Source organism: Cerasicoccus maritimus (genome assembly GCA_031296935.1).
In the GTDB taxonomy this organism is placed as follows: domain Bacteria; phylum Verrucomicrobiota; class Verrucomicrobiia; order Opitutales; family Cerasicoccaceae; genus Cerasicoccus; species Cerasicoccus maritimus.
On record JAVDPD010000016.1, the window covers coordinates 24,192 to 46,437 of the forward strand.

The 22,246-nt window shown below is 56.6% G+C and carries 20 protein-coding genes; 6 read left to right on the forward strand and 14 right to left on the reverse strand.

The features are described from left to right. Positions 1 to 99 precede the first annotated feature (99 nt). Both RBB62_RS11565 and RBB62_RS11570 read left to right on the forward strand, forming a co-directional pair. Positions 100 to 804: a hypothetical protein gene (locus RBB62_RS11565; protein WP_309399013.1), complete on the forward strand. Its 705-nt coding sequence runs from the start codon at positions 100 to 102 to the stop codon at positions 802 to 804. 17 nt (positions 805 to 821) lie between these two features. Next, positions 822 to 1,523, forward strand: a complete 702-nt coding sequence (locus RBB62_RS11570; RefSeq protein WP_309399015.1) for a hypothetical protein — start codon at positions 822 to 824, stop codon at positions 1,521 to 1,523. Between the two features lie 68 nt (positions 1,524 to 1,591). Here RBB62_RS11570 and RBB62_RS11575 read toward each other — a convergent pair whose 3' ends face one another. The 7 genes from RBB62_RS11575 to RBB62_RS11605 all read right to left on the reverse strand — a co-directional run bounded on the left by RBB62_RS11575 (position 1,592) and on the right by RBB62_RS11605 (position 12,656). Beyond that, complete coding sequence (locus RBB62_RS11575) at positions 1,592 to 2,740, reverse strand: MFS transporter (RefSeq protein WP_309399017.1); 1,149 nt, start codon at positions 2,738 to 2,740, stop codon at positions 1,592 to 1,594. 134 nt (positions 2,741 to 2,874) lie between these two features. Beyond that, positions 2,875 to 4,296 carry a C39 family peptidase gene (locus tag RBB62_RS11580; RefSeq protein ID WP_309399018.1) on the reverse strand — a complete coding sequence of 474 codons (1,422 nt, stop codon included), beginning with the start codon at positions 4,294 to 4,296 and terminating at the stop codon, positions 2,875 to 2,877. A 97-nt stretch (positions 4,297 to 4,393) separates the two neighbouring features. Continuing rightward, a complete protein-coding gene (locus RBB62_RS11585; protein WP_309399019.1) occupies positions 4,394 to 5,578 on the reverse strand; it encodes a hypothetical protein in 1,185 nt (394 codons plus the stop codon). A gap of 79 nt (positions 5,579 to 5,657) precedes the next feature. After that, complete coding sequence (locus RBB62_RS11590) at positions 5,658 to 9,149, reverse strand: efflux RND transporter permease subunit (protein ID WP_309399020.1); 3,492 nt, start codon at positions 9,147 to 9,149, stop codon at positions 5,658 to 5,660. Positions 9,150 to 9,161: 12 nt separating this feature from the next. Next, on the reverse strand, positions 9,162 to 11,093 hold the full coding sequence (locus tag RBB62_RS11595) for a heavy metal-binding domain-containing protein (RefSeq protein ID WP_309399021.1): 1,932 nt from the start codon (positions 11,091 to 11,093) through the stop codon (positions 9,162 to 9,164). Between the two features lie 56 nt (positions 11,094 to 11,149). After that, a complete protein-coding gene (locus RBB62_RS11600) occupies positions 11,150 to 11,698 on the reverse strand; it encodes an NADPH-dependent FMN reductase (RefSeq protein WP_309399022.1) in 549 nt (182 codons plus the stop codon). Between the two features lie 112 nt (positions 11,699 to 11,810). Then, entirely contained in the window at positions 11,811 to 12,656 is an 846-nt protein-coding gene (locus RBB62_RS11605) for a FecR family protein (RefSeq protein WP_309399023.1), read from the reverse strand. Between the two features lie 212 nt (positions 12,657 to 12,868). On the opposite strand from RBB62_RS11605, the gene ppgK reads away from it, so the two are divergent. After that, on the forward strand, positions 12,869 to 13,627 hold the full coding sequence (gene ppgK, locus RBB62_RS11610; RefSeq protein ID WP_309399024.1) for a polyphosphate--glucose phosphotransferase: 759 nt from the start codon (positions 12,869 to 12,871) through the stop codon (positions 13,625 to 13,627). Positions 13,628 to 13,641: 14 nt separating this feature from the next. Here ppgK and RBB62_RS11615 read toward each other — a convergent pair whose 3' ends face one another. After that, the gene (locus RBB62_RS11615) at positions 13,642 to 13,779 is read right to left on the reverse strand and encodes a hypothetical protein (RefSeq protein WP_309399025.1); all 138 of its coding nucleotides are present in this window, start codon (positions 13,777 to 13,779) and stop codon (positions 13,642 to 13,644) included. 117 nt (positions 13,780 to 13,896) lie between these two features. Next, positions 13,897 to 15,285, reverse strand: coding sequence for a dihydrolipoyl dehydrogenase family protein (locus RBB62_RS11620; protein WP_309399026.1), 1,389 nt, complete (start codon positions 15,283 to 15,285; stop codon positions 13,897 to 13,899). A 418-nt stretch (positions 15,286 to 15,703) separates the two neighbouring features. Here RBB62_RS11620 and RBB62_RS11625 point away from each other — a divergent pair, with 418 nt between their 5' ends. Continuing rightward, a complete protein-coding gene (locus tag RBB62_RS11625) occupies positions 15,704 to 16,627 on the forward strand; it encodes a tyrosine recombinase XerC (protein ID WP_309399027.1) in 924 nt (307 codons plus the stop codon). 130 nt (positions 16,628 to 16,757) lie between these two features. Here the strand turns inward: RBB62_RS11625 and RBB62_RS11630 are convergent, their stop codons facing one another. From RBB62_RS11630 to RBB62_RS11645, 4 genes are read right to left on the reverse strand one after another with little or no spacing between them, the layout of a single operon-like run. Then, positions 16,758 to 17,231 carry a hypothetical protein gene (locus RBB62_RS11630; RefSeq protein ID WP_309399029.1) on the reverse strand — a complete coding sequence of 158 codons (474 nt, stop codon included), beginning with the start codon at positions 17,229 to 17,231 and terminating at the stop codon, positions 16,758 to 16,760. 45 nt (positions 17,232 to 17,276) lie between these two features. Continuing rightward, positions 17,277 to 17,654: a GxxExxY protein gene (locus tag RBB62_RS11635; RefSeq protein WP_309399031.1), complete on the reverse strand. Its 378-nt coding sequence runs from the start codon at positions 17,652 to 17,654 to the stop codon at positions 17,277 to 17,279. A gap of 57 nt (positions 17,655 to 17,711) precedes the next feature. Continuing rightward, positions 17,712 to 18,167 carry a transcriptional regulator NrdR gene (gene nrdR, locus RBB62_RS11640; protein WP_309399032.1) on the reverse strand — a complete coding sequence of 152 codons (456 nt, stop codon included), beginning with the start codon at positions 18,165 to 18,167 and terminating at the stop codon, positions 17,712 to 17,714. Positions 18,168 to 18,206: 39 nt separating this feature from the next. Further along, positions 18,207 to 18,800 (reverse strand): anthranilate synthase component II, encoded by a 594-nt coding sequence (locus RBB62_RS11645; RefSeq protein ID WP_309399033.1) that lies wholly within the window; start codon positions 18,798 to 18,800, stop codon positions 18,207 to 18,209. Positions 18,801 to 19,003: 203 nt separating this feature from the next. Here RBB62_RS11645 and tgt point away from each other — a divergent pair, with 203 nt between their 5' ends. Beyond that, a complete protein-coding gene (tgt, locus tag RBB62_RS11650; RefSeq protein ID WP_309399034.1) occupies positions 19,004 to 20,131 on the forward strand; it encodes a tRNA guanosine(34) transglycosylase Tgt in 1,128 nt (375 codons plus the stop codon). Positions 20,132 to 20,228: 97 nt separating this feature from the next. After that, positions 20,229 to 20,918: a LuxR C-terminal-related transcriptional regulator gene (locus RBB62_RS11655; RefSeq protein ID WP_309399035.1), complete on the forward strand. Its 690-nt coding sequence runs from the start codon at positions 20,229 to 20,231 to the stop codon at positions 20,916 to 20,918. Positions 20,919 to 21,128: 210 nt separating this feature from the next. Here RBB62_RS11655 and RBB62_RS11660 read toward each other — a convergent pair whose 3' ends face one another. Beyond that, a complete protein-coding gene (locus tag RBB62_RS11660) occupies positions 21,129 to 22,196 on the reverse strand; it encodes a LacI family DNA-binding transcriptional regulator (RefSeq protein ID WP_309399036.1) in 1,068 nt (355 codons plus the stop codon). Between the last annotated feature and the right edge of the window lie 50 nt (positions 22,197 to 22,246).

The window sequence follows — 22,246 nt, forward strand, 5'->3', positions numbered from 1 at the left end:
CAATAAGCGGTTAATGGTTGCTTGTTGGGCCAATTTGTCTAGGGTAGATTGACTACCTTTTAGTCCTGCTAGATTAACTCCAACTGCTATTCTTAAATTATGAGCGACGGTACAAACGAAGGCGAACTGGTGGATCGTCTGATCGAAGAACTGCAATCTGCCCAGCGAGATAAACGCAATGCTCGCAATATCATGACCGTTTTGGTCCTGATCATTGTAGTCTTCTTCATCTTCCTGGGCATACAGGAAGTGAAAAAATTCCAAGAAGAGGAACTGGATGACTTTGCTACGGCTCTCAGCGACGAGGCAGCCGAATTAGTCCCGGTTCTGGGCGAGGATTTGAGCAACTCCTTCAACCGTTTGGTCCCGGCTTACGAGACGGCTTTTGTGGATGTATTCCAGGAGAACGAAGAGCTTTATTATGAAGTTCTTTCCGATGAATACATTGGCCTACAGGTTCACGCGCAAGATGCGTGGCCGCAGATTGAAGAAGCCTTGGCGGAGCTCGTTGTACAGCAGGAAGAAACCGCCAGCGCTGAGCTTTCCAAGTTCATTCCACGCGATAAGCTTGCCAATCTGAGCGTGTATTATAACGAGGCACTGGATAACTACCTCACCGAATACATGGAAGGTAAGTTCGCGGTTAACCTCGAGGTCAGCCAGGACATTATCAACAAGCTCACGCAGATTGCTGAGGAAGATCAAACCATGCAGCCGACGGATGTGCGTTTCACTTTGGGCCTGATGCTTGAGCTGTTGGGCTTGGAAATCCAGCAGGCATCTGAAATCGAATCCGAATCCTAACCACGGAGCCAACGAATATGAGCAACGAAAAGAAGCTAATCGATTTCATGCGGGAGGAAATTTCTCGCACTCGTAAAGGTGTAGGCCAAACCTACATTTTCGGCATCATTGCCGCCGTGATCGTGGCCGGTTACATGTCTTTTATCCTGACGATGGTTAAGGAAGCGACCGATGGCGAGTTCCTTGCCATTGCAGTTCGTCAGCAGGTAGAAGCTGCCGTGCCTGAAATGATACGCAATGGTGAGGCGACGCTCGCGGATAATGCGCCTATCGCCGCCAAGAAACTGAGCAACCGCTTCCTCAAGCTGGTGCCAGAGCTGGCAGCAACGGGCAAGGAGCAGATCGATATGTCTCACGAGGAAATCATTCCGTTTCTCAGTGACGACTTCTCCCAGCGCATGGTGGAATACATTAACTCACACCAAGAGGCGCTGCGCGAGTTTGCCGCGCAAAACGATTCAGAAGCGTTTGCCGAAGAGTTCACTCGCCAGATGATGACCGAGCTGAAGCTGAACATCGACGCCGAGATGAAAGATGCCACGGGAGCAGGCTTGGACTACTTCAATGAAAATCTGCTGCAATCGCTGGTGGCGATGGACACCAAGCTCGAAGAGCTGATTAATACGCCCGAGAGCGAACTGACGCAGCGTGATCGTTTACAACGCCGGATCCTCGCACGCATGGTGTTGCACGTGACGGCGCATACGCCTCAGTCGTAAAGCGAAACAAACTTTGCATCGCAAAGCTCCCCGCTGTTCGGGGAGCTTTTTTTGTGCGTTGCTTATCGCTACAAAGCCTGATTAAAGCGCTCATTGCGGCGCAGCATGGCGAACATCGCGCTGGACAGGAAAATGCAACCGGCGCTCAGCCAGCCCACGGCCGGCGGCGAAAAGGTGGTCAGCACGAGGTAGCCAATGAACGGCGCACCCACCCCGCGCAGTCCAGTCATCATTGTGTGCACGCTCATGTAAGCCGAGACTTTATCCAGCGGCGCAATTTTGGTGACCCAGAGATTCCAGCCAATGCGGCCACCACCCATGCCCAGACCTAGCAGGACCGAGCCTACATAAACCACCCATAGGCTTGGGCCGTTGAAATACAAAATCATGCCCAGAAAGAAGCAGCTATTCACACACAAGCGCCAGAAGATGAAGTTCATCCGGTCGAAAAGGGCGCCCCAAACTTTTGCGCTCAGTAGCCCGGCGATTTGCGGGATGACCATCGTTGCGAGCAGGACTTGCTCGTTCGTGGCGTTGATGCCGTATTCGGGGTTGGCGAGGATTTCCACTCGGATGGGAATCGTCATCAGGTTGGCAAACCCCATTATCATCCAACTGGCCAGCAGCCAGCCAAACAGGCGGTCACTCCAAGCCAGCTTGATACTACGCAGTGGGTTGCCTGTTTCCTTTTGTTGAAGTGGGCGTGAGGGGATGCGACGCACGAGTAGGGCATTGATCACGCAAGCGATGCCCATGCCGATGAGGATGGTGGGAAACCAGTCAAACTTCCAGTCCAACAGCCGTGAACTGAGAAAGGAAAACGCTGCGCTGCTGCCTGAGCCAATCAGCAAAATAGTGGAGACGCGTTGCCCGCGCTCCTGTGGCGTATAGTTGTTTGAGTAGGCTTGGATCATCATTGGAGCCTGCTGGGCAAAGATAATGTAGGCCCCGACAAAGCAGGCCGTGAAGCCGATCAGGCTACCCGTGACGGACGAAAGCATCAGCAGGCCGCCGCAGATGATCAAATAGAACGCGACAATGCTGGTGGCGCGTGCGCCAGTCTTGCCCGCGATGGCAATGAAGATAGTGGTCAGCAGCAGCCCGATGAACGGCGCGGCATTGAGCAGGCTTTTAATGATGTCGACATTGCCGCCGGCATCAGCGCCAAATCCGCGAATTGCGATTAGCGTAGCAATGGCCGCAGTGGATTCACACACTCCATGAAAAGGGGCGCGCCAGATATCGTAGCGATAAGTTGTCGCTGCTCTGTCTGGGTTTGGGCTCAAGCGTCTAACGATGGGCCGAAGCGCTTTGCAGACAAACTAATTAGCTGATTTTTCCAAAACACGCCCTAGAAATCCACGATCCAGAATCCGCCTTGGGAGACCTGTTCGGCTTGCTCGGCGGGTACCCAACGCTCGGCGTATTGCGGGCCCCAGGAGTCACTGATTGCGATTTCATCGGTTTCCGAATTGTAGCCAATGATCATGCAGATGTGGGCGGTTTCTCGATTTGGTATGAGCTCAGGAGCGCTGCGTAATTTCTCCTTAAGTGCTTTCTTCCAAGCCTCGGCATTGTCGTACTGGCTGCGTGCCTGAGTGTTGCTGTTGGCCAGGTCGTTGAATTCCCGCGTCGAATAAAGCGTCCACAAAATAGGCTGACCGTCGTCGATGTATTTTGCGATGCTGCGTGCCTTGAGCTTGAATTGCTTGCGTTCCATTTCGCGGCCCGCACTTTTCAGGTAGCCTTCGGTGCCATTGATGAGATCGGACACGCGGGTGCCGCCACCGATTTCCGTTTGTCCTGCCATCGCGAGCAAATACATATCTGCGCTGACGCCCATGTACCGCAACACGCGCTCCAGCGTTGCCGGCACGCAGTAGCCTTTGGGGCCTTGGTTGACCATAGGAATGTTCGTAATGACCACATCGCCATTGGTGCGTTTATCGAGGTTGGCTTTTGCCTGTTCGCGGAGGGCAGAGCTAGCGATGCGTTCGGGGCGCCCGCGGTTAGCTGCTTGTTCGGGCGGGATGATGCGCAGCGCAACGTACTCGCCATCTTGGACGGCGAGCGTGAAAACATGCCCGCTCCATTCCCAGATATGCAGGCGTTCCTTCAGATTACGTCCGGTGGCGGTGGTGAGCTGCTCAGGTTCGCCCAGTGCGGCAAGCTGCTTGCTAATGGTATCGCCGTCGCGGGCAATGGCGTCGGCGATTTGTTTGATTGCCTCTTTGCCAATGACGGTGTCTTTGCTGATCGAGTCGCCCTTGTTGGCAAAGATGATCGAAATCATGTCCACCCTGCCATCTTTGCCGTAAAGCACCGAAGAGAACGGCCGTGCGCCAAACAGGCGGTCATTCGGCTTGTTATAAATGCGGTAGCTGGACTGCGTGGCGGTTTGTGATTCCTGGGGCCAGCCGAGGCGCTGAGCAGCGTCGCCGGGGGCATCATCCCAGAGGTTGCCATCGGCAAAAAGTTCGGCACCAACGATCTTATTGATTCGATTTAAATCATTGGCCGTGGCGATTTTTGCAGTGGGTGCCTCGGGCGTTTTCCACTGGCGGATGTAGTCTTGGTCGGCGGCGGAAAGCTTGTTGAGCGGCAGGCTGAATTCCAGGCCGTCACTTCGTTTGATGGTCACGCTGTCACCAGAGTCATAACTAACAATTTCGGCTTCCATCGTGCGGCCTTGTGTGTCGGTAAATGTCCGCGCCTGTAGGGGCGGTGCCAGCGAAATGCTAGTTATGATTGTCAGCAACAGGGGGGATTTCATCTTGCCTGAATCGTCGCGAGAGATGTTTCTCTTGGCAAGGTTTGTACTAAATTGAGATGCGATAAATCATCCTCGTAATGATTACTTGATCGACAGTTTACTGTGCTTGTGGCTTTTCAAGCCAAGGCTCGACCAGACTCAGGTAATCGGGGCCTGGGACGATGACTTCGTCGCCAGGATTCGGTTTGCCCTGCGCGACCCAGAAGCCAGCCGAGCGACCATCCTGCTCACCCGAGGGCAGGAGCACGCCGGTGGTTTCCAGCTCATAATTGCGTGTTACCATAGGCATGTTCGCGCGGATGTAACGCGTTTGCAGCCAGCAGACTGCGATCTCGCGATCCATATCCACAGAGACGAGTTTGCCGATGGACATGTTGGGCGTTGGGTTGATCGGGGCTTCCTCCACCCAGTCTTCAGGGTTGAATTTTTCAACCACGATTTTTTCTGGCGGCTTCGGTGCGCTGATTCGCTTGCCGCGGTTTTTGCTGGAGTAGAAATTGCGGGTGTTGCTTTCAGCCTCTTGTTGCAAGTAGCGCTGAAATTCCGGGCTCTGCTTGAGGGCTTCCATCTCTGCGGCGGTCAGTGGCTTATTCAGATCGATGACGACTTCGTTCTCGCCGACTTCTTCTTCCTCTTCGGAACCAAAGAGGAAATCAAATAAGCCGCCGCTTTTCTTTTCCTCGGTCTTGGCATTATCCGTTGGCGCCTCGGCTTCTGTGGTTTCATCTGCTGCCTCCTGCGCGGCGAGCAGGCCTGAGAAATCCGGGCCCTCGGGGGCTATGGATGCGGGATGTCGATTGGTTGCGGGCGCTTGCTGGGCGGGCATGCTCGCGCCTGCTTTTACCTTCACGCGGAAAAAGGGGACCATGGTTTCCGCTTGGCCTTCGCCGGTGCTGATCTTGCGCAGACCGATGGGAATGAGCTCAATTTCAGACGGTAAATTCGTAACGGACTGCTTGGTTTCTGGGTCGACGATGTCGCCATCGATAATCGTCACGACTTCCGGCCAGTTGCCTCTGGGTGGTGGGGGCGCCGTTGAGGTGGCGGGTGCATTGGAGGCTGTCACACTGGTGTCGGGCACCTCATAGGTTCGGCCATCAGTGGTCTGGACGACTTGCCCGTTGACGATCGTTTTATAGCCCTTGGTGAGGTAGCCTGGCCCGATGAGCATGACTTCCTCTGGTCGTGGTTCGTCGTCTTCTTGCGCGCACAGTGGCCCTGCCCAAATGGTGAGGGCAAGTGTGGCGATGGCGGTGGCGCGCACGGGTAATTGGGGAAACATAAGCAGCTCAGCTTAGGTCACTGCGACAGCGGAATCAAGCAAGGGTGTTGTTTGGAAAGTATAAATTCCCAAGCACTGCCTACGCCTTTTTCCACTCATGCATGGCGCTGTAAACGACGGGCACTACGAACACGGTGATCAGCGCCACCAGCATACCACCCACGGTCGGGATCGCCATGGGGATCATCACGTCCGAGCCGCGGCCGGATGAGGTTAGCACCGGCAGGAGGGCGAGGATCGTCGTAGCGCTCGTCATACAGGCTGGCCCGATGCGACGGTTGGCGGCTTCGAGCACGGCCTCGCGGACACTGGCCTTGTCTTTGGGCTCGTCTTTAAAACGCTCCTGAAGGTAGGTGCCCATGAGCACGCCGTCGTCCGTGGCGATGCCAAACAGCGCCAGGAAGCCGACCCAAACCGCAACGCTCAGGCTGACCGGTTGCACTTGGAAAATCTCCCGCATGTGCCAGCCTAAGAGGTTCACGTCGAGAAACCACGGCTGGTTGTAGAGCCAGATTAAAATGAACCCGCCGGACCACGCCACGAACACGCCGCTGAAGACCAAGAAGCTCATCGCCACGCGCTTGAACTGCATGTAGATCAGCAGGAAGATGCACAGCAGCGCTACGGGCAGCACGAGGCGCATGCGCTCCATTGCGTGCACCTGATTTTCGAACGTGCCAGTGACGCGGAAATAGGCACCAGCTGGTAGCGCAAACGCGCCTTCGGCCTGCCGGTTGTCAAGGATCTCCTCAGTGGTCTGGGCGACATCCACTTCGCTGTAGCCAAGCTCGATGTCGAAGATCACATACGCGGTCAGGAATGAATTTTCGCTCTTGATCGACTGCGGGCCGCGCACGTATTCGATCGTCGCAACCTGCTCCAGCGGGATCTGTGCGCCGTCTGAAGTGGGGATTAAAATTTCGCGCAAGCTCTCCTCGTTGTTGCGCAGTTCGCGCGGATAACGCACGCGAACGGGGTAACGCTCGCGGCCCTCGACGGTGGTGGTGATCGTCTTGCCGCCCACAGCGACTTCAATGATATCGTTGAGGTCCTTGACGGCCAGCCCGTAGCGCGAAAGCTCCTCGCGGTTGGGCGTGATTTCCAGGTAGGGCTTGCCGACGACGCGGTCCGCAAACACGCTACTCGGACGAATGCCGGGAATGTCCTGAAGCTGCTCTTCGAGCGTGAGCGCGGCTTGTTCGAGTTCTTCCAAATTTCCCGCAAATACCTTAATGCCCATTGGCGAGCGCATGCCGGTTTGCAGCATCACCAGGCGCGTTTCGATCGGTTGCAGTTTGGGCGCTGAGGTGACGCCGGGCATCTGCGTAACGCTTGCAATTTCGTCCCAGATATCGTCCGGGGTTTTGATTTCGTCGCGCCATTGGCGGACGAGTTCACCGTCTTCATTGCGGACGTACTCGGGCTTGTAATTGATGATCGTCTCGACCATCGAGACCGGTGCCGGGTCCAGTGGGCTGTCCACACGGCCGATTTTACCCACCACGCTATCAACCTCTGGAATGCCCTTGATGGCGCGATTTTGCAGGGAAAGAATTTCCGTCGTCTCACCAATCGAGGCGTGGGGCATCGTGGTTGGCATGAAGAGGAAGGAGCCCTCGTCGAGCGCGGGCATGAACTCTTTTTGCAGGCCGGGGAACATGCCGCGTAGCGGTCCAGGGCCGCCTAGCCAGCACATGCCGCCCAAGGCGATGATCGCCACGACACCGATTAAAAATGGCGCTTTGAAGCGCAGCAGCACGCTGAGGATCGGGATATAAAAATAAACCAGGGCTCGAAAAAATAACAACACGCCGCCGACTACGACGAAGACGAAGAGCGCATTGCCTACGGTGTGTGTGGGCCCGAGTGGTTGCCAGGTGGCGGATAAAAACAAGGCGACGACGAGTGCAATTGCGCCGTTGAGCAACAGGGTGGGCCAGGGCAGGTTGCGCGAGAAAAAGCTGCGCTTGCTGGGCGTGGCTTCCTTAGGCTGATTGGCGGCGCGCAGCAAGATCAGCGCGAGCACGGGCACCAGCGTGAGGCTCACGATGACACTCGCAATCAGTGCGTAGGTTTTCGTGAACGCAAGCGGCTGAAACATTTTGCCCTCGGCGCCCGTCATGAAGAATACCGGCAGGAAGCCGATCACGGTTGTCATGACGGCGGTCAGCACCGCGCTGCCGACCTCGCTGCTGGCCTCCCAGACGATCTGCAAACGAGGTGCGCCGGTGGTGTCCTGATCGAGCTTTTCCTGTATGTTGCCGCAAAGCACGATACCCATATCGACCACGGTGCCGATTGCGATGGCGATGCCCGCCAATGCGACAATGTTCGCGTCGACGCCGGTCACCTTCATTGCGATAAAGGTGATCAGCACCGCGAGTGGCAGTACCGACGAAATGATGATCACGCTGCGCAGGCGCCAGACGAGGAGGATGATCACCAGCACTGTGACGAGCACTTCGAGGCTCAGCGCGTCTTCGAGTGTGCCGAGGGTTTCGAGGATCAGCCCGGTTCGGTCATAAAATGGCACGATGGTCACCTGACTGACCGTGCCGTCATCGAGCGTTTTGCTTGGCAGGCTACGGGAAATATTCTCCACCTTCGCGTGGATGTTTTTAATGACCTCCAGTGGGTTCTCGCCATAGCGTGCTGTCGCGACGCCGCCCACAGCCTCGTGGCCATCCTTGTCGAGCACGCCGCGACGCAGTGCGGGGCCACGTTCGATTTCGGCAACTTGGTCTAGCGTAATCGGCGCTCCGGCGTGAGCTTTGACGACTGTCTGGCGCAGGTCTTCCAGTGACTGGACCCAACCCAGCCCGCGGATCACATACTCGACTTTATTGACCTCAATGGTGCGCGCACCGACTTCGTCGTTGGAGTTGTTGACCGCGCTGTAGATGTCGTCGAGCGTGATGTCGTAGGCGCGCATGGCGTCGGGATCGACATCGATCTGGTATTCATTGACGTAGCCGCCGATGGAGGCGACTTCAGAGACGCCGTCCGCGCTCTGCAAAGCATAGCGCACGATCCAGTCTTGAATGCTGCGCAGCTCCTGCGGGTCCCAGCCTCCGGCCGGGTTGCCCTCGGGATCGCGGCCCTCAAGCGTATACCAATAGACTTGGCCGAGGCCAGTGGCGTCCGGGCCGAGCGTTGGTTGGACATCGCTGGGCAAAGCGCCGGGGGGGAGGCTGTTGAGTTTTTCCAGGATGCGGCTGCGCGCCCAATAGAAATCCACCGAGTCGTCGAAGATGATGAAGATCGTGGAAAACCCGAACATGCTGTTGCTGCGGATCGCCTTGACGTCAGGCAGGCCGAGAAGCGCAGTGGTCAGCGGGTAAGTGATCTGGTCTTCGATGTCTTGCGGCGAACGACCGGACCATTCGGTGAAGACGATCTGCTGGTTTTCACCAATGTCGGGAATAGCGTCCACCCCCACCGGGTTACGAGTGAGGCCGGGAATTTCCCAGTCAAACGGCGCGACTGTCACGCCGCCGACTGCGAGCATGAGGGCGATGATGCCGACGACGAGCCGGTTATTCAAACACCAGTGGATGAGCGCGTTAATCATCAGGCGAGTCGGCTATTGGTAGTCATCCCAGCGGGCTTCCTGGGTATTCCACACGGCGAGGACTTCGCCGCAGGTGAGCATGTCGGGGCCGAAATACGGATTGGTGACGTCGGGCGTATTTTGCAGCCAGCGTGCACCCGTGTCGCCGTAGACCATCGGGCAGTGCATCAGGTAAAGCGGTTCATCGCCGCGCCATTTAAAGGTCTGCACTAAGGCGATGAGTGATTCAGAGAGGGCATCGATGTTGTTCGCGCGGTTGGCCTGGGCGTCCTGCGCAATGGTCTGCGCGCTGCTTTGGCCGGTGGCCTGAAATTCCATGAAAATGGGCATCTCTTCATCGGAAAGGCCCATCATGGGGATCGCCTTGATCTGCGCGGCGACTCGCTCCGCCTGGGCTTGGGCGTTTACGAATGAATTGGTGTCGTAATCACTTTCCAAGGTAAAGTAGCTTTGCAGCGTTGAGCTGAGCGCGGCGTTAAACTTGTCGCTGGCATCGAATTGTAGCGGGATTTTTTTATGCAGTGAGTAAATGTCGACTGGCTCGCTTTGGGCGGTGTCATCGCTTTGCTCGTGCTGGTCCATTGCCATGCCTTCGTCGGATGGATTCATCATGCTGGGCTTGGCCTTGATCTGCAATTCGCTGTCGAGGCGGAATGCGCCATTGGTAACCACGACATCGCCTTCCTTGAGGCCACTTTGCACGACAAAGTAATCACCTGCACGTGGCCCGAGATTGATCGCCCGTCCGGTGAACTCGCCTTCGCCGGTTTTTAGATATACCACTGCGCGGGCGCCGGTGCGGAGGACCGCAGAAGCAGGGACAATAAGCGGCGGCTCGCCGGGCTCGTAGGCGGCGTAGCCCAGTTGTTCTGCGGGCTCGAGCGCCATGCCGCAGATTGGACAGTCACCGGGCTCGTCGGAGAAGATCTCGGGGTGCATCGGGCTAATCCACTTGCCCGCAAACTCCGGTGCGATGACTTTACCGCCGTCGCCTAGATGGGCCTCAACCTTGCCCCGCACAAACATGCCCGGGCGCAGCTTGCCAGTGGGGTTGTCCACATTGACGCGGACTTTAATCGTGCGCGTTTCGGGATCGAGCATCGGCTGGATGAAGGCGATGGTTCCGCCGAACGTCTCTCCGGGAAATGCCTTGGCGCGAATCTCGACGTGTTGTCCGTAGCGCAGCCAGGGAAGATCGGTTTCGTAGGCGTCGAAATGGACCCAGAGTTTGGACAGATCCGTGACTTCAAACATGCGGCCGCCGGCGCCAACGAAGTCGCCTTCGCGCACGTCTAGCTTGGTGACGACGCCGCCGGCAGGGGAGTCGATGCGCACGCGGTGAACCGGCTTGCGTGTGCTGTCGATGAGGTCGATTTGATCCTCGGGAATGTCCCACAGGCGCAGGCGCTCCTTGATGCCCTCGGCGGACGTCGCATCGCTGTCGTAACGCAAAGCTCCGATGAGCTCACTTTGGGCCTCGACGAGCTCGTCACTATAGATTTCGGCAAGGTGCTCGCCCTTGCGCACTTGGGTGCCAACAAAATTTACAAACAGCCGCTCGATGCGGCCGGGGAAGCGGGCGGTCACGGTGGCCACGCGTGTGTCATCTGGGGCTATCACGCCAAAGAGGTCAATGGTGCGCTCCACCAACTCACGCTTGACCACAGAGGTTTGGATGTCGGCCAGGGCCTGGGCCGCCTCGGAGAGTGACAGCGCACGCGGATCGGCGGCGTCACCTGACTTCATGGGGATCAGGTCCATGCCGCAGATTGGGCAATCTCCCGGTTTATCCTGCTGGATTTGCGGATGCATGGAGCAAGTCCAGATCGTTGGTTTGGCCCCCGCAGATTCCGAATTCGGGGTGTTCTGGCCGCCGCAACCGCTAAAGGTGGCTACAGCAATGCAGGCTAAGCCCGCGATGAAGAATTGAGTGGCTCGATTCATCAGAATGATTTGTCGCAGAAATTGAATCCTGCTTACAGCTGTAGCGCAAACTTTTGTTAGGCCTCGAGTTTCTCGGTGAGGCCGTCGAGTGCGCTGCTGAAATTGCTGAGATCCTGGCAAAGCGCACTGATGCGGTGACGGAGATCGGCATCGGTGATGCTGGGCCCCTCGAAATGTTTGCCAGTGGCGTAAACGAAGCGGGGGACGATCACGGAGCGGAAATCGAGCATGAGGCTATTGGCAACTGCCATGACGGACATGTAGCTGCTGTCGCCGCCCGCGGCGCAGAGGAAGCCGACGACCTTGCCGGTCCAGTGGCGACCGGTCAGCTCAAGCATATTCTTGAGCGCGGCGTTGACGTCGTAGTTGTAAATGGGAGTGGCAATGAGGATACCCTTGGCGGCCTTTATCTTCTCCGCGATGAGCGAGACGTTCTCATGGCCGTAGGCGGCACCGCCATCGCAGAGCGGGAGCTCGCTTTCCGCCAAGTCGAGCCATTCGGCGTTGGCAAGGTCTTCTTGGGCGGCGCGCGCCATGATGCGGCTGCGGCTGCCAGGATTCAAGCTGCAAGAAATAATCAGTAGGGGGACATTATCATCACTCATAGCTGGAGCGTGCTTTCCTTTACGCTGAGTGTCAACTGCCTTGGGCGGATTACCACTCAACAAAAAACCCCGGCGTGTGCCGGGGTTTGTCGAAATAAATTATTTTAAAGACTTAGGCAGGCTCTTCGACATTCTTTGGAGTTGTCTGCTCGGGATCTTCGGAAGGCTGCGGATTGCTTTGCGACGGATCGGTGCCGGATTCATCAGTGATTATCGTCGTGTTGGGCTGCGACACGATAGTCGCATTGTTGGTCACTGTTACCTCGAAAGGAGTTGCACGTTCGATTTGTGCTGCAACGGTTTCAGCTTTAGCGATCGCTTCCGGTGAAGCCGGGCCTGAAGAGCCGCTGTCAGTCACGTTGAGAATGATGTGGGTTTCGCCTTCTGGCACACTGATGGTTTCGCCAGTGCCGGTGATTACGAACACGTCTCCATTAACGTTGGTGGTGGAGAATTGGCCAGTGGCAACATCGTAAGTGACGACCCAAACGGTGCCGCGGATGCCAGCAGATGCAACCGGTGTGTTGATCGTGAAGCTGGAGCCGGCTTCGAGGTCGAGCTTACGGACTTCACCGATGATCTCACCATAGGCGAGGCTGGTATCAGTGGTGGACATGCTTGGGTCCTTTTTAAGACGCAGGTAAGAGCCGAGGGCCGGATCGTAGGCAGCCTGTTCGAAAGTGGTCACGTCGAACTTTGAATTCGGAGTCACGTTGACGGAAGCGCCGTTGGAGAAGAGTAGCAAGGCGGTTGAGTTATCACCGGTGATGACGGTGTAGCCTTCGGAGAATTCCTGACCACGCTTGAGTGGGGTTGCGGCACCGGTATCATTCTCAACCAACTGGACGTTACCCTTAACGAGGAAGGCCTTGATGAGGCCAAGCTTCTCTTGGGCGGATGCAACATTCGCGAGACACAGCGCAGTAGCTGCGAGAGTGATAAACTTTAGGATTTTCATGGTCAGTACGTTAGAAAAATGGGTAATTTTGTGGCTGAAGGTTAGCAGTGTGTGACTGGCTGTTCAAGGAAAATCAACTCATCCCGGCATTAACAGATTGATGCGCGGAGTTGATATAGGTTTGCATTTCATTGAACACCGTTGTCATTATGCCGTCGCTGGTCAATGATTGATTCATCTAAGGTCTGAGATTTTAGCAAATTGTAACCTAAATGAAAGCATTGGGAATCGATGTGGGGGGCTCAGGCACCAAAGCCGCTTTGGTGGATGTGCAAACTGGAGATTGGCTCACCGAGCGGCTGCGAATCGAGACGCCGCATCCGGCTAAGTACGAGGATTTACTTGAGGCTCTGCAAGCGATCATCGCTCACTTTGAATGGTCAGGGCCGGTAGGTTGTGGGTTCCCTGGCGTGATTCGCCAGCAAACCATCTTCACCGCGGCTAATTTGCACAAGTCCTTGGTCGGAAGTCGATTGGGAGAGGCGATGACCAAGGGGAAACAGCCTGCTTGGCTAATCAATGACGCCGATGCGGCTGGCCTCGCTGAAGTTCGTTTCGGACTGGGCAAGGAAAAGCCTGGTGTCGTCCTGTTCCTGACGATTGGTACGGGCATTGGCACGGCGTTCTTTGTGGATGGCAAGCTCGTGCCGAATGCTGAGTTAGGCCATCTGCTGATGCAGGTGGGGAAAGGCAAGGTGATGGAGGCCGAGCATTATGCGGCGGATTCGGCACGCCATCGTGACGAACTTAAATGGCCGGAATGGGCCAAGCGATTCGACGAGTTTTTACACGTGATACATGCGCTCACGCAGCCGGATGAGATCATTATTGGTGGAGGCGTGGCGAAAAAAGGGCATAAATTCTTGGATCACATTGATCCGCCGTGTCCACTTCATTTGGCGCAATTACAAAACCGCGCCGGAATCATCGGCGCGGCTTTGGCGGCGGCTGAGCGAGTTGCCAGTCGCTGATCTCTAAAAGGGCGTTAGACGTTGTGCTCGATCACGAGTACGGACGCTTCACCTTCCTTCTTCTTGTCCTTGTCTTTCTTTTGGCAAGGGCAGGCAGCAGCGATGCTGGCTCCGAAGGCAAAGATGGAAATGATAGCAATGAACTTTTTCATGATTTTGTTTATTGGAGGGTTGCTTGCTTGGTGAGTATTAGGCTGCACCAAAGTCATTTTTGATAAAACAGCAAGTCGCGGAATAAGTTTCCTGAATTTATCGATGCAGGCTTACTTTTATCCTTCGTTGATGAGATCCAGGCAGTCTTCGAGTGGGTAGGACCAGATCTCGCTCAGTGTAGGGTGATACCAATGCACTTTGAGCAAATCCGCCAGCGTGGTGCCCAGGCTAACCCCGACCGCGAGTGCATGAATCAGCTCTGAGGCATCCTTACCAACGCATTCTGCGGCGAGCACTTTGCCAGTTGCCTTGTCGGCCCAGGTCTTCACGTAGCCGTATTTGGCCTCCATGAGGATGGACTTGCCGTGGTCGTCGAACGGGTAATCCGCCGAAACAAAGTCGATGCCGCGCTGGGTCATTTCGGCCTCGGTTAGGCCGACGTGGCCGATCTGCGGGTCGGTAAAGACCACGCTCAGCAGCGTATCGTAATTAACTGGCTCCACTGGCTGCCCGAAGGCGTGCTTAGCGGCGAGCTCACCCTGCATAATGGCGATGTGGACAATTTCGTGCGGCCCGGCGACGTCGCCTGCGGCGTAAATGTGCGGGTTGGTTGTCTGCTGGTTGGCGTTGGTGACGAGGTGTCCGCTCTGGCGCGTTTCCAAACCGGCGGCTTCGATGGCCAGGCCCGCGGTGTTCGGTTTGCGGCCGAGGGCGTTGAAGAGGTGCTTGGCTTCGCGGACAACTGTTTCGCCTGCGTGTTCGAAGGTGACGCGATAGCCGTCGTCCGTTTTTTCGACCTGTTTCAGAGCGGTGTCGGTGATCAGCTCGATGCCTTCGTCGCGGAAGGCTTGCTCGACGACTTTGGCTGCTTCGGGCGAGACTTCTTTTAAAATATGGGGGCTACGTTGGATCTGGGTGATCTTACTGCCAGCGCGGTGGAGGAACTGCGCCAGCTCGCAGGCGACGATTCCGCCGCCGAGCACGATGACCGACTCCGGCAGGAAATCCAGCTCCAGCACGTCGTCACTCGTCCACACGGGCACATCGCTCAGGCCGGGCACGGGCGGGAAATTGACCACCGAGCCCGTCGCCACCATGATCTTGTTGGCCGTGAGGACTGTGCCATCGTCAAGGGTGACCTCGCGTTCGCCGGTGAACTTCGCCTGGTTGCGATACAGCGTGAACCGGTCGCTCTGGAGCTGCTCTTGGCGGTATTCGGAAAACTCGTCGATCATCCGCAACTTGCGCTGATGCAGCTCGGACATGTCGACCTTGGCGCTGGGGATATCCAGCCCGAACCGCTTGCCTTGCTGGGCGAGGTGCAGGACTTCGGCAGAATAAATCAGCGTTTTTGAGGGCATGCAGCCACGCAGGATGCACAGGCCGCCGAGGGTTGCCGCGCCGTCGACGATGGCGACGCGGTCGCTGTGTTCACGGGCTGTGCGCGCTGCCGCGTAGCCTCCGCTGCCTCCGCCAATGACGAGAAAATCGAAGTGGGTGCTCATTGGATGACAGTTGAGCCAGTTTACGAGCAAAAGGCAAGCGGTGCGCTTGATCTTCTCGCGCACGCAGAATCAGGTAAATTTTTGCGATTTTCTGCGGTTTAAGGTCCTGAAAATGCGTTAGTTCTATAAGTTGATGGAAATGAATGACTTAAGGAAAATGGAACTTTAAAACTAGCACTTTTATGCCATTTTTGGGGCTATTTGGGGCAAAAACATGGCATCTAAAGCAAACTTTTGGCCTCGGGAGGTGGCTTTGGCGGTTGATCGAAGTGCCTTTTTTTCAGCTAACCGCATGATGGCTGGCTTGCATGCTGGCGGGGAGATGTGGGGCAGGACGCGACAATTTCTGGGGCTGAGCTTGCTCGCCAACACTTGAATCCAGCTTGTCACTGCTTGAAAAGTCATCAACCATACCTGCATGGGAGACGCCGTTGACGCCGAAAGACCAGAGCTCGCCGCTATCGATGCATTTTTGCGGCACCTCAGCAGCGAGCGTCGGGTCTCTGAATACACGGTGCGGAACTATGGCGCTGCGTTGAGGCGGTTTGCAGATTTCCTGCGTGGTCGTGGGTGGGAGGGCGACTGGAATGCAGTGGTCCCGGCCCAGGCGCGTGGCTACTTGATTGAATCCCAGCGGGATCTCTCGCGTCGCACGGTGCACAACCATTTTTCCGGGTTGCGAACCTTTTTCCATTGGCGGCGCCAACGCGGTGCTACGGCTAATCCGCTGGCGGGCATCAGCTTGCCGAAGCTGCCGAAATCGCTCCCCAAATTCCTCACGGAGAAGCAGATGAAAACCCTGCTCGACGGTCCGATGCGCCTCCTTGATAACGAGTCCATTGAGCCCTTCATGGCTTGGCGCGACCGTCTGATGATGGAGTTGCTTTACGGCGCCGGTCTGCGCGTCAGCGAGTTGGTGTCGCTCAACTACGGCATGATTGACCCGCAGGGTGTCGCGCGCGTCGTGGGCAAAGGGCAAAAGGAGCGCCTGTGCCCGATTGGTAAAGTCGCACTCGTAGTCATGGAGAAATTTAAGCGGGAGTTTGCGCCACGCACTGACCGTGACGCGGCAATCCTGGTCAGCGAAAAGGGCAAGCGCATCACTGTGCGCCAAGTCCAGCTGATACTGAAAAAATACCTTGGGCTGGCCGACTTGCCGATGGATCTTTCGCCGCATAAGCTGCGTCACAGCTACGCCACGCATTTACTCAATCATGGGGCCGACTTGCGCATCGTTCAAGAGCTGCTCGGGCACGCCAGCCTCTCGACCACGCAGATCTACACCCATGTAGGCGTCGCCCGTCTGCAAGAAGCCCACCGACGCGCACACCCTCGCGCCTGAGCGCTGTTCATCTATGTTGGCCGATGAGGCCACAGTGGTTTTTCGCGTCCAGCAAGGTGCCTTGAGCGCGGCGTGCTTCCAGTCAACGGCTCGCGTGCTTGGGGCGTCAAAAAACAACGGGCGCAAACGATTATACAAATACCAGGCGCAGGCGGGTTTTGCGGGAGGTGTATTGGGCGGCGAGCTGCTCGATGTAGTCCTGCGAGTGGTTGTAGGTCTGCTGGCGTTTGCTGGTGAAGTAGCGTCCGGGTGGGCAGACGGTGCGACGCAGGCCGGTGATCAGGATGATGGCTTCGCGGCAGCCGCCGACGGTGCGCAGGGCCTGCATAATGGCCGGGCGCAGGAAAATGGGATCGTTGTCGCAGCCCTTCAGGTCGCAGTGGGCGACGCCGGTGTGGCGGCTGCCCGCCAGGTGGAGGCTGAGCAGTTTTTCGACGACTTTGTTGAGCTCGGTCAGGTCGCTGTCGTTGTTGCGCTGGGCAAAGTCGACCGCGGACTGCACCTGCCGCGCCAGCTCCGCATCGCTCTCCGTGGCCAGGTGGAGCAATTGGTTGAGCGCCTGCAGGTTGATCTCGGGCTCACTGTCTGTTTGGCGTTCTGACATGTTGTTTATCCCGCAGAGGCGCGGAGGCGCAGAGCGGGGTTGGGGCTAGAGACCATTCACACAGCGTGTGATCCCTTCTTTCAAGAGGGATTCATTGAAATTGAGTAGATAGCCAAGTTTGCAACCGGTGAGACGGAGGTAGGTTTGGGTTTGCTTTTTGTGTGTCGGAGAAACCTTCTCCACCGATTTTAATTCGATCAGGACCTTGTCGTTGACGATTAAATCGGCGCGAAAACCTTCGTCGAAGACCACATTCTTATAGCGAATCTTGATGGGGACTTGTCGCTCGGCGCGTAACCCACGTTCAGCGAGTTCACTGGCCAGCGCGATTTCATAAACACTCTCCAGTAAGCCGGGTCCGAGTTCACGGTGAACTTCAATTGCGGCCTCAATGACCTGCGTACCGATGTCGTTTTCGTTCATCCCCAAATCTCTGCGTCTCTGCGCCTCAGCGGGAAAAATTCGTTCGCTGGGCTCGCGTTACTGGACGATTTTGAGGTCGCTGATTTCCTGGGCGAGCTCCTCGATGTCGCGGAAGTCTTTGTAGACGCTGGCGAAGCGGACGTAGGCGATCTGGTCGATTTCCTTGAGGCGGCGCATGATGTGCTCGCCGATGGATTCGCTGGGGATCTCGCTGCCGTGCTCGCGCTCGAGCTCGTCGATGATCTCGACGATCATCATTTCGATTTGTTCGGCTTCGATGGGGCGCTTTTCAGCGGCGCGGCGGATGCCGGCCAACATCTTGGCGCGATCGAATTCCTCGCGGACGCCATTGCGTTTCACCACAACGAGGCCTTCGCGAAGGATTTCCTCAATGGTGGTGAAGCGGTAGCCGCATCCGAGGCACTGGCGCCGCCGCCGGATGGAAAGGTTGTTTTTGCCGAGGCGGGTGTCCAAGACCTTGGTGTCGGCGTGGGTGCATTTGGGACACTGCATGATCTAAACGTTGAGCAATCGGGGATGGCTGCGGCCTGCTCAATTGGCCGATAGTTGTAGGAAATTCTCCAGTAGCTTCATGCCGTGCGCCGTGGCGTAGGATTCGGGGTGAAACTGCACGCCGTAGACGGGCAGCTCCTGGTGGCGCATGCCCATGATTTCGTTGGCGCTGTCGGCGTAGTCGGGGTCGTCCACCCAGGCGGTGACTTCGAGGCAGTCGGGGAGGGTGGCCTTTTCGACCAAAAGCGAGTGATAGCGCGTGGCGGGGAAGTCTTGCGGAATGCCGTTGAAGACATCGCTGTCGGTGTGTTTGACGGGAGACGTCTTGCCGTGCATGAGGCGGTTGGCGCGAATCACGTTGCCACCGAAATACTGGCCAATGCACTGGTGGCCAAGGCAAACGCCCAGCAGCGGGACCTTGCCCGCAAAGGCTTCAATCATCGCCATGCTGACCCCGGCTTCGGTCGGTGAACAGGGCCCCGGCGACAGCAAAACACGGTCTGGCTTAAGCGCCACGGCTTCCTCCGGCGTGATCTCATTGTTGCGGAACACGCGTTGCTCCACCCCGAGCTGTCCGAAATACTGGACCAGATTGTAAGTGAAGGAGTCGAAATTGTCGATAACCAGAAGCATGATTGGAATCGGCTAGACTGCATTCTGCCCCACAAATAGTCAATATCCTACTTTCCCCACTAAATGTAGGGTTTTTGGCGCTGTATTTCCGGAACGCGAAGCTTCAGCGAGTGTTATTTCGGCGCATAGACCCAATTCCTTTGAAAATCTAACTTTGGTGTGGCCCCAGCGCAAACACTCGCTGAAGCTTCGCGTTCCTTTTTATGACGAACTCCTTCCAGCTTCTTCAAGGCGAGGCCAATGGGCCGCGGCGCGGACGCGTCTTTACGCGTCATGGCGAGATCGAAACGCCCATTTTCATGCCCGTGGGCACGCAAGCCACGGTCAAGGCGCTGACGCCGGCGCAGGTGGAGGAAGTCGGTGCGCAGATCATCCTGGGCAACACCTACCACCTGAATTTGCGTCCGGGCTCGGAGCTCGTTGCGCAGTTGGGCGGCTTGCACAATTTCATGAGCTGGAACAAGCCCATCCTCACCGACAGCGGCGGCTTCCAGGTGTTTTCCCTGGCCAAGCTGCGTAAGATTACGGACAAGGGCATCGCGTTTCAGAGCCACATTGATGGGCGTAAAATCTTTCTTGGGCCGCGTGAGTGCTTCGACATCCAGCGCAATCTCGGCACGGACATCGCGATGGTGCTCGACGAGTGTCCGCCGTTCCCCTGCGACGAAAAGGACTGCCGCTCCGCGGTCGATCGCACCATCCGCTGGGCGCGTGAGTTTAAGGAAATTGCCGCCGGTGAAGGCTGGCTCGAGGCCGGGCACCACGCCTTTGGCATCGTGCAAGGCTCTGTTTTTGAAGATCAGCGCAAGGAATGTGCGCAGGCGCTGGTGGACATCGGTTTTCCCGGCTACGCGGTGGGCGGCGTGAGCGTGGGCGAGCCCGAGCCCGAAATGCTGCGGCAGGTCGCGGCGAGCATTCCCGAGCTGCCCGCCGACAAGCCTCGCTACGTGATGGGCGTCGGCACGCCGCCGCAGCTTTTAAAGATGATTGCGCTTGGCGCGGATATGTTTGACTGCGTGATGCCGACGCGTTTGGCGCGCCACGCCAATGTCTTTACGCCCGATGGTACGATCAATTTGCGCAATGAACGTTTCAAATTTGACGAGTCTCCCATCGTCGAAGGTATGGATAATTATACCTGCCGCACGTTCAGTCGCGCCTATTTGCGTCACCTGGTTATGTCGAACGAGTTGCTTGCGCACACGCTCTTGTCGCTGCACAACGTGCATTTCTTCCTCGATTTGATGCGACAGGCGCGGGAGCACATTGAGCTTGGGGATTTTGCTCAATGGTCTGGGCAATGGATTGAGCGCTACAATTTTCCAAGGTAATTCCCCGTCATTAGTATACGTAATTATGCAAAATGTATTAAGGGGTGGACTTTAGGAGAGAATTATTGCAGTTTTGTCATTATCGCCATTCTCCGAAATGTCTCCCATTAGAATACTGATAGTTGAAGGGGTGGAGCTGACTCGCATCGGCCTCCGCACCTTGTTAACGGAGCGAACTGACTACGAAATCGTCGCCGAAACCGGTGATCCTGACGAAGCTCAATCGCTCTACAATGAAACAAAGCCAGATCTGGTGATCATGGATTCCATGCTCCCAGATTGTCGAGGCCTCGAGTTCTGCCGTAATGTGAAGGCTGCTGAGCACCCGGCAAAACTGTTCCTGATTAGTTCCTGCACGGATCGTGGCTGTCTGATTGATACGTTCTCGCTCGGCGTTGAAGGCTTTGTGCTCAAAGATGTTACCAGTGAAGATCTGCTGCTGTCGCTGAGTCAAGTGGTCGCCGGCAAATCCGTGTTGGCACCTGAGATCGCAGAATGCGTCGTAGAGCACATGCGTTCAGGCAGCGGCAAAGGCAGTGGCCAACATGCTCACGAGATTGAATCGCTCAGCGTGCAAGAGCGCCGGGTGTTGGAGCTCGTCGCACGGGGCAAGTCCAACCGCCAGGTAGCCGATCAGTTGGGGCTGAGCGAGAAGACGGTGAAGAATTACTTCAGCAGCGTCTTGAGCAAGCTCAATGCGAATCGCCGCACCGAGGCTGCCGCCATGTTCTGGGACTACCAGCAAAAAGGCAATCCGACCGCCAGCGCTCTCTCAGGCGTTTGCTAATCAGCTCACTTCTGCCCCCGCAGCGCGCCTGCGCTAATAGTCTTTCTTGGAAGACACCGCTTCAATGGCTTACTTATTGGGGTAGGTTTGTGTGTGCCAGTGTGGCACCCGGCAACGGGGTGCGGGGGGAATTGCCAACGGCGTGGAAAGCAGTCTGCTGGCCCATGAGGCGCGTGCACTTTTTTCTCTGAGTGTCGATCAGGCCTTCGCTTATGATCTTGGACAGCGGCCAGTGCTTTCGCCTTCGAATAATTGGGCCGGTATGACGATGTCCTGAAAATAGCTGACCTCGGTTTCATCATAGATCAGGTCACCAGCCACGCGGCCAATTTCTTCAGGGGTAGAGCCCGAGGACGTGATCGATGGCCATTCCGAATCACGCATGCGCGTGTAGTCGAGCGCCGCCAAGCTGATGTCTTTTCCAACTTCATAACCGTGCTTGAGGAGGCAATTGACAGCGCCTCGCGCCATCAGTCCATTAAAGCAAATCCACGCCGTGGGTGGTTTGTTCTTGGTATGTTTGAGCAATGCTTCCGCGCAGTCATAGCCTTCGCGCCGGTCAGCGCCGCCGGTCTTGTCGTCCTCCAGACATTCCAGGGTGAGGTTGCGGCGCTTGAGGGCCGCAATCACGGACTGGTGGCGCACATTGTGTCGCATGGTGCCCGGAGAGCCGCCGAGCCAGGCAAAACGCTGATGGCCGAGCTCGATCAGGTGGTCGACCAGCTTTTCGGAGGCATCGGCGTCATTGGCGACGACGGAATGGCAGACGCCAGGTAAGCGTGCTGCCGCATAAACTACCTTGGGAAATACATCGGACAAGCGCCGGACGACATCTTCTCCGACTTCCCCCATGATGACCAGCCCGCGCATGTGAATGCGGGTCTTGGCGAACTGGGCGTAATCCTTATCGCAAAGGATGTCTTCCGAGCCAAGGAACACCGTTTTGGCACCGTGTTCAGTTAAGCAATCGTGGAGCCCCTGGTGGACATGGCTAAAGAAGTTACTCTTGTTGGCCAGTCGCAGTGGCGCGCGCAAAATGTAACCCACGGTCGCCATGCCCATAGTCAGGCTGTTGGACAGCACGGCGTCCATTTTCATGCCGCGAGGTGAATAGCCGTTGACGAGGGCGTAGTTCCAGATTCGTTCAAAGGATGATTTTGCAATGCCATCGGCGCGGCCATTGAGCACCATGGAAACCAGTGTCTGGGATACGCCTAGGTCGGCGGCAATTTGTTTTTGGGACAGTCGTTTGGGTTTCTTGCTGGGCGTCGTCTTCATTGCTTTGAATAAATATTAAAGCGAATTTAACGACTCATGCAAGGCGCTAC

Bases quoted from the DNA above. Each gene is read 5' to 3' on its own strand.
- RBB62_RS11630 (WP_309399029.1), bottom strand. From the start codon at position 17,231: ATGTCAGAACGCCAAACAGACAGTGAGCCCGAGATCAACCTGCAGGCG.
- RBB62_RS11600 (WP_309399022.1), bottom strand. From the start codon at position 11,698: ATGAGTGATGATAATGTCCCCCTACTGATTATTTCTTGCAGCTTGAAT.
- RBB62_RS11590 (WP_309399020.1), bottom strand. From the start codon at position 9,149: ATGATTAACGCGCTCATCCACTGGTGTTTGAATAACCGGCTCGTCGTC.
- RBB62_RS11655 (WP_309399035.1), top strand. From the start codon at position 20,229: ATGTCTCCCATTAGAATACTGATAGTTGAAGGGGTGGAGCTGACTCGC.
- ppgK (WP_309399024.1), top strand. From the start codon at position 12,869: ATGAAAGCATTGGGAATCGATGTGGGGGGCTCAGGCACCAAAGCCGCT.
- RBB62_RS11625 (WP_309399027.1), top strand. From the start codon at position 15,704: ATGGGAGACGCCGTTGACGCCGAAAGACCAGAGCTCGCCGCTATCGAT.
- RBB62_RS11615 (WP_309399025.1), bottom strand. From the start codon at position 13,779: ATGAAAAAGTTCATTGCTATCATTTCCATCTTTGCCTTCGGAGCCAGC.
- RBB62_RS11595 (WP_309399021.1), bottom strand. From the start codon at position 11,093: ATGAATCGAGCCACTCAATTCTTCATCGCGGGCTTAGCCTGCATTGCT.
- RBB62_RS11585 (WP_309399019.1), bottom strand. From the start codon at position 5,578: ATGTTTCCCCAATTACCCGTGCGCGCCACCGCCATCGCCACACTTGCC.
- tgt (WP_309399034.1), top strand. From the start codon at position 19,004: ATGACGAACTCCTTCCAGCTTCTTCAAGGCGAGGCCAATGGGCCGCGG.
- RBB62_RS11570 (WP_309399015.1), top strand. From the start codon at position 822: ATGAGCAACGAAAAGAAGCTAATCGATTTCATGCGGGAGGAAATTTCT.
- RBB62_RS11645 (WP_309399033.1), bottom strand. From the start codon at position 18,800: ATGCTTCTGGTTATCGACAATTTCGACTCCTTCACTTACAATCTGGTC.
- nrdR (WP_309399032.1), bottom strand. From the start codon at position 18,167: ATGCAGTGTCCCAAATGCACCCACGCCGACACCAAGGTCTTGGACACC.
- RBB62_RS11660 (WP_309399036.1), bottom strand. From the start codon at position 22,196: ATGAAGACGACGCCCAGCAAGAAACCCAAACGACTGTCCCAAAAACAA.
- RBB62_RS11565 (WP_309399013.1), top strand. From the start codon at position 100: ATGAGCGACGGTACAAACGAAGGCGAACTGGTGGATCGTCTGATCGAA.
- RBB62_RS11635 (WP_309399031.1), bottom strand. From the start codon at position 17,654: ATGAACGAAAACGACATCGGTACGCAGGTCATTGAGGCCGCAATTGAA.
- RBB62_RS11580 (WP_309399018.1), bottom strand. From the start codon at position 4,296: ATGAAATCCCCCCTGTTGCTGACAATCATAACTAGCATTTCGCTGGCA.
- RBB62_RS11620 (WP_309399026.1), bottom strand. From the start codon at position 15,285: ATGAGCACCCACTTCGATTTTCTCGTCATTGGCGGAGGCAGCGGAGGC.
- RBB62_RS11605 (WP_309399023.1), bottom strand. From the start codon at position 12,656: ATGAAAATCCTAAAGTTTATCACTCTCGCAGCTACTGCGCTGTGTCTC.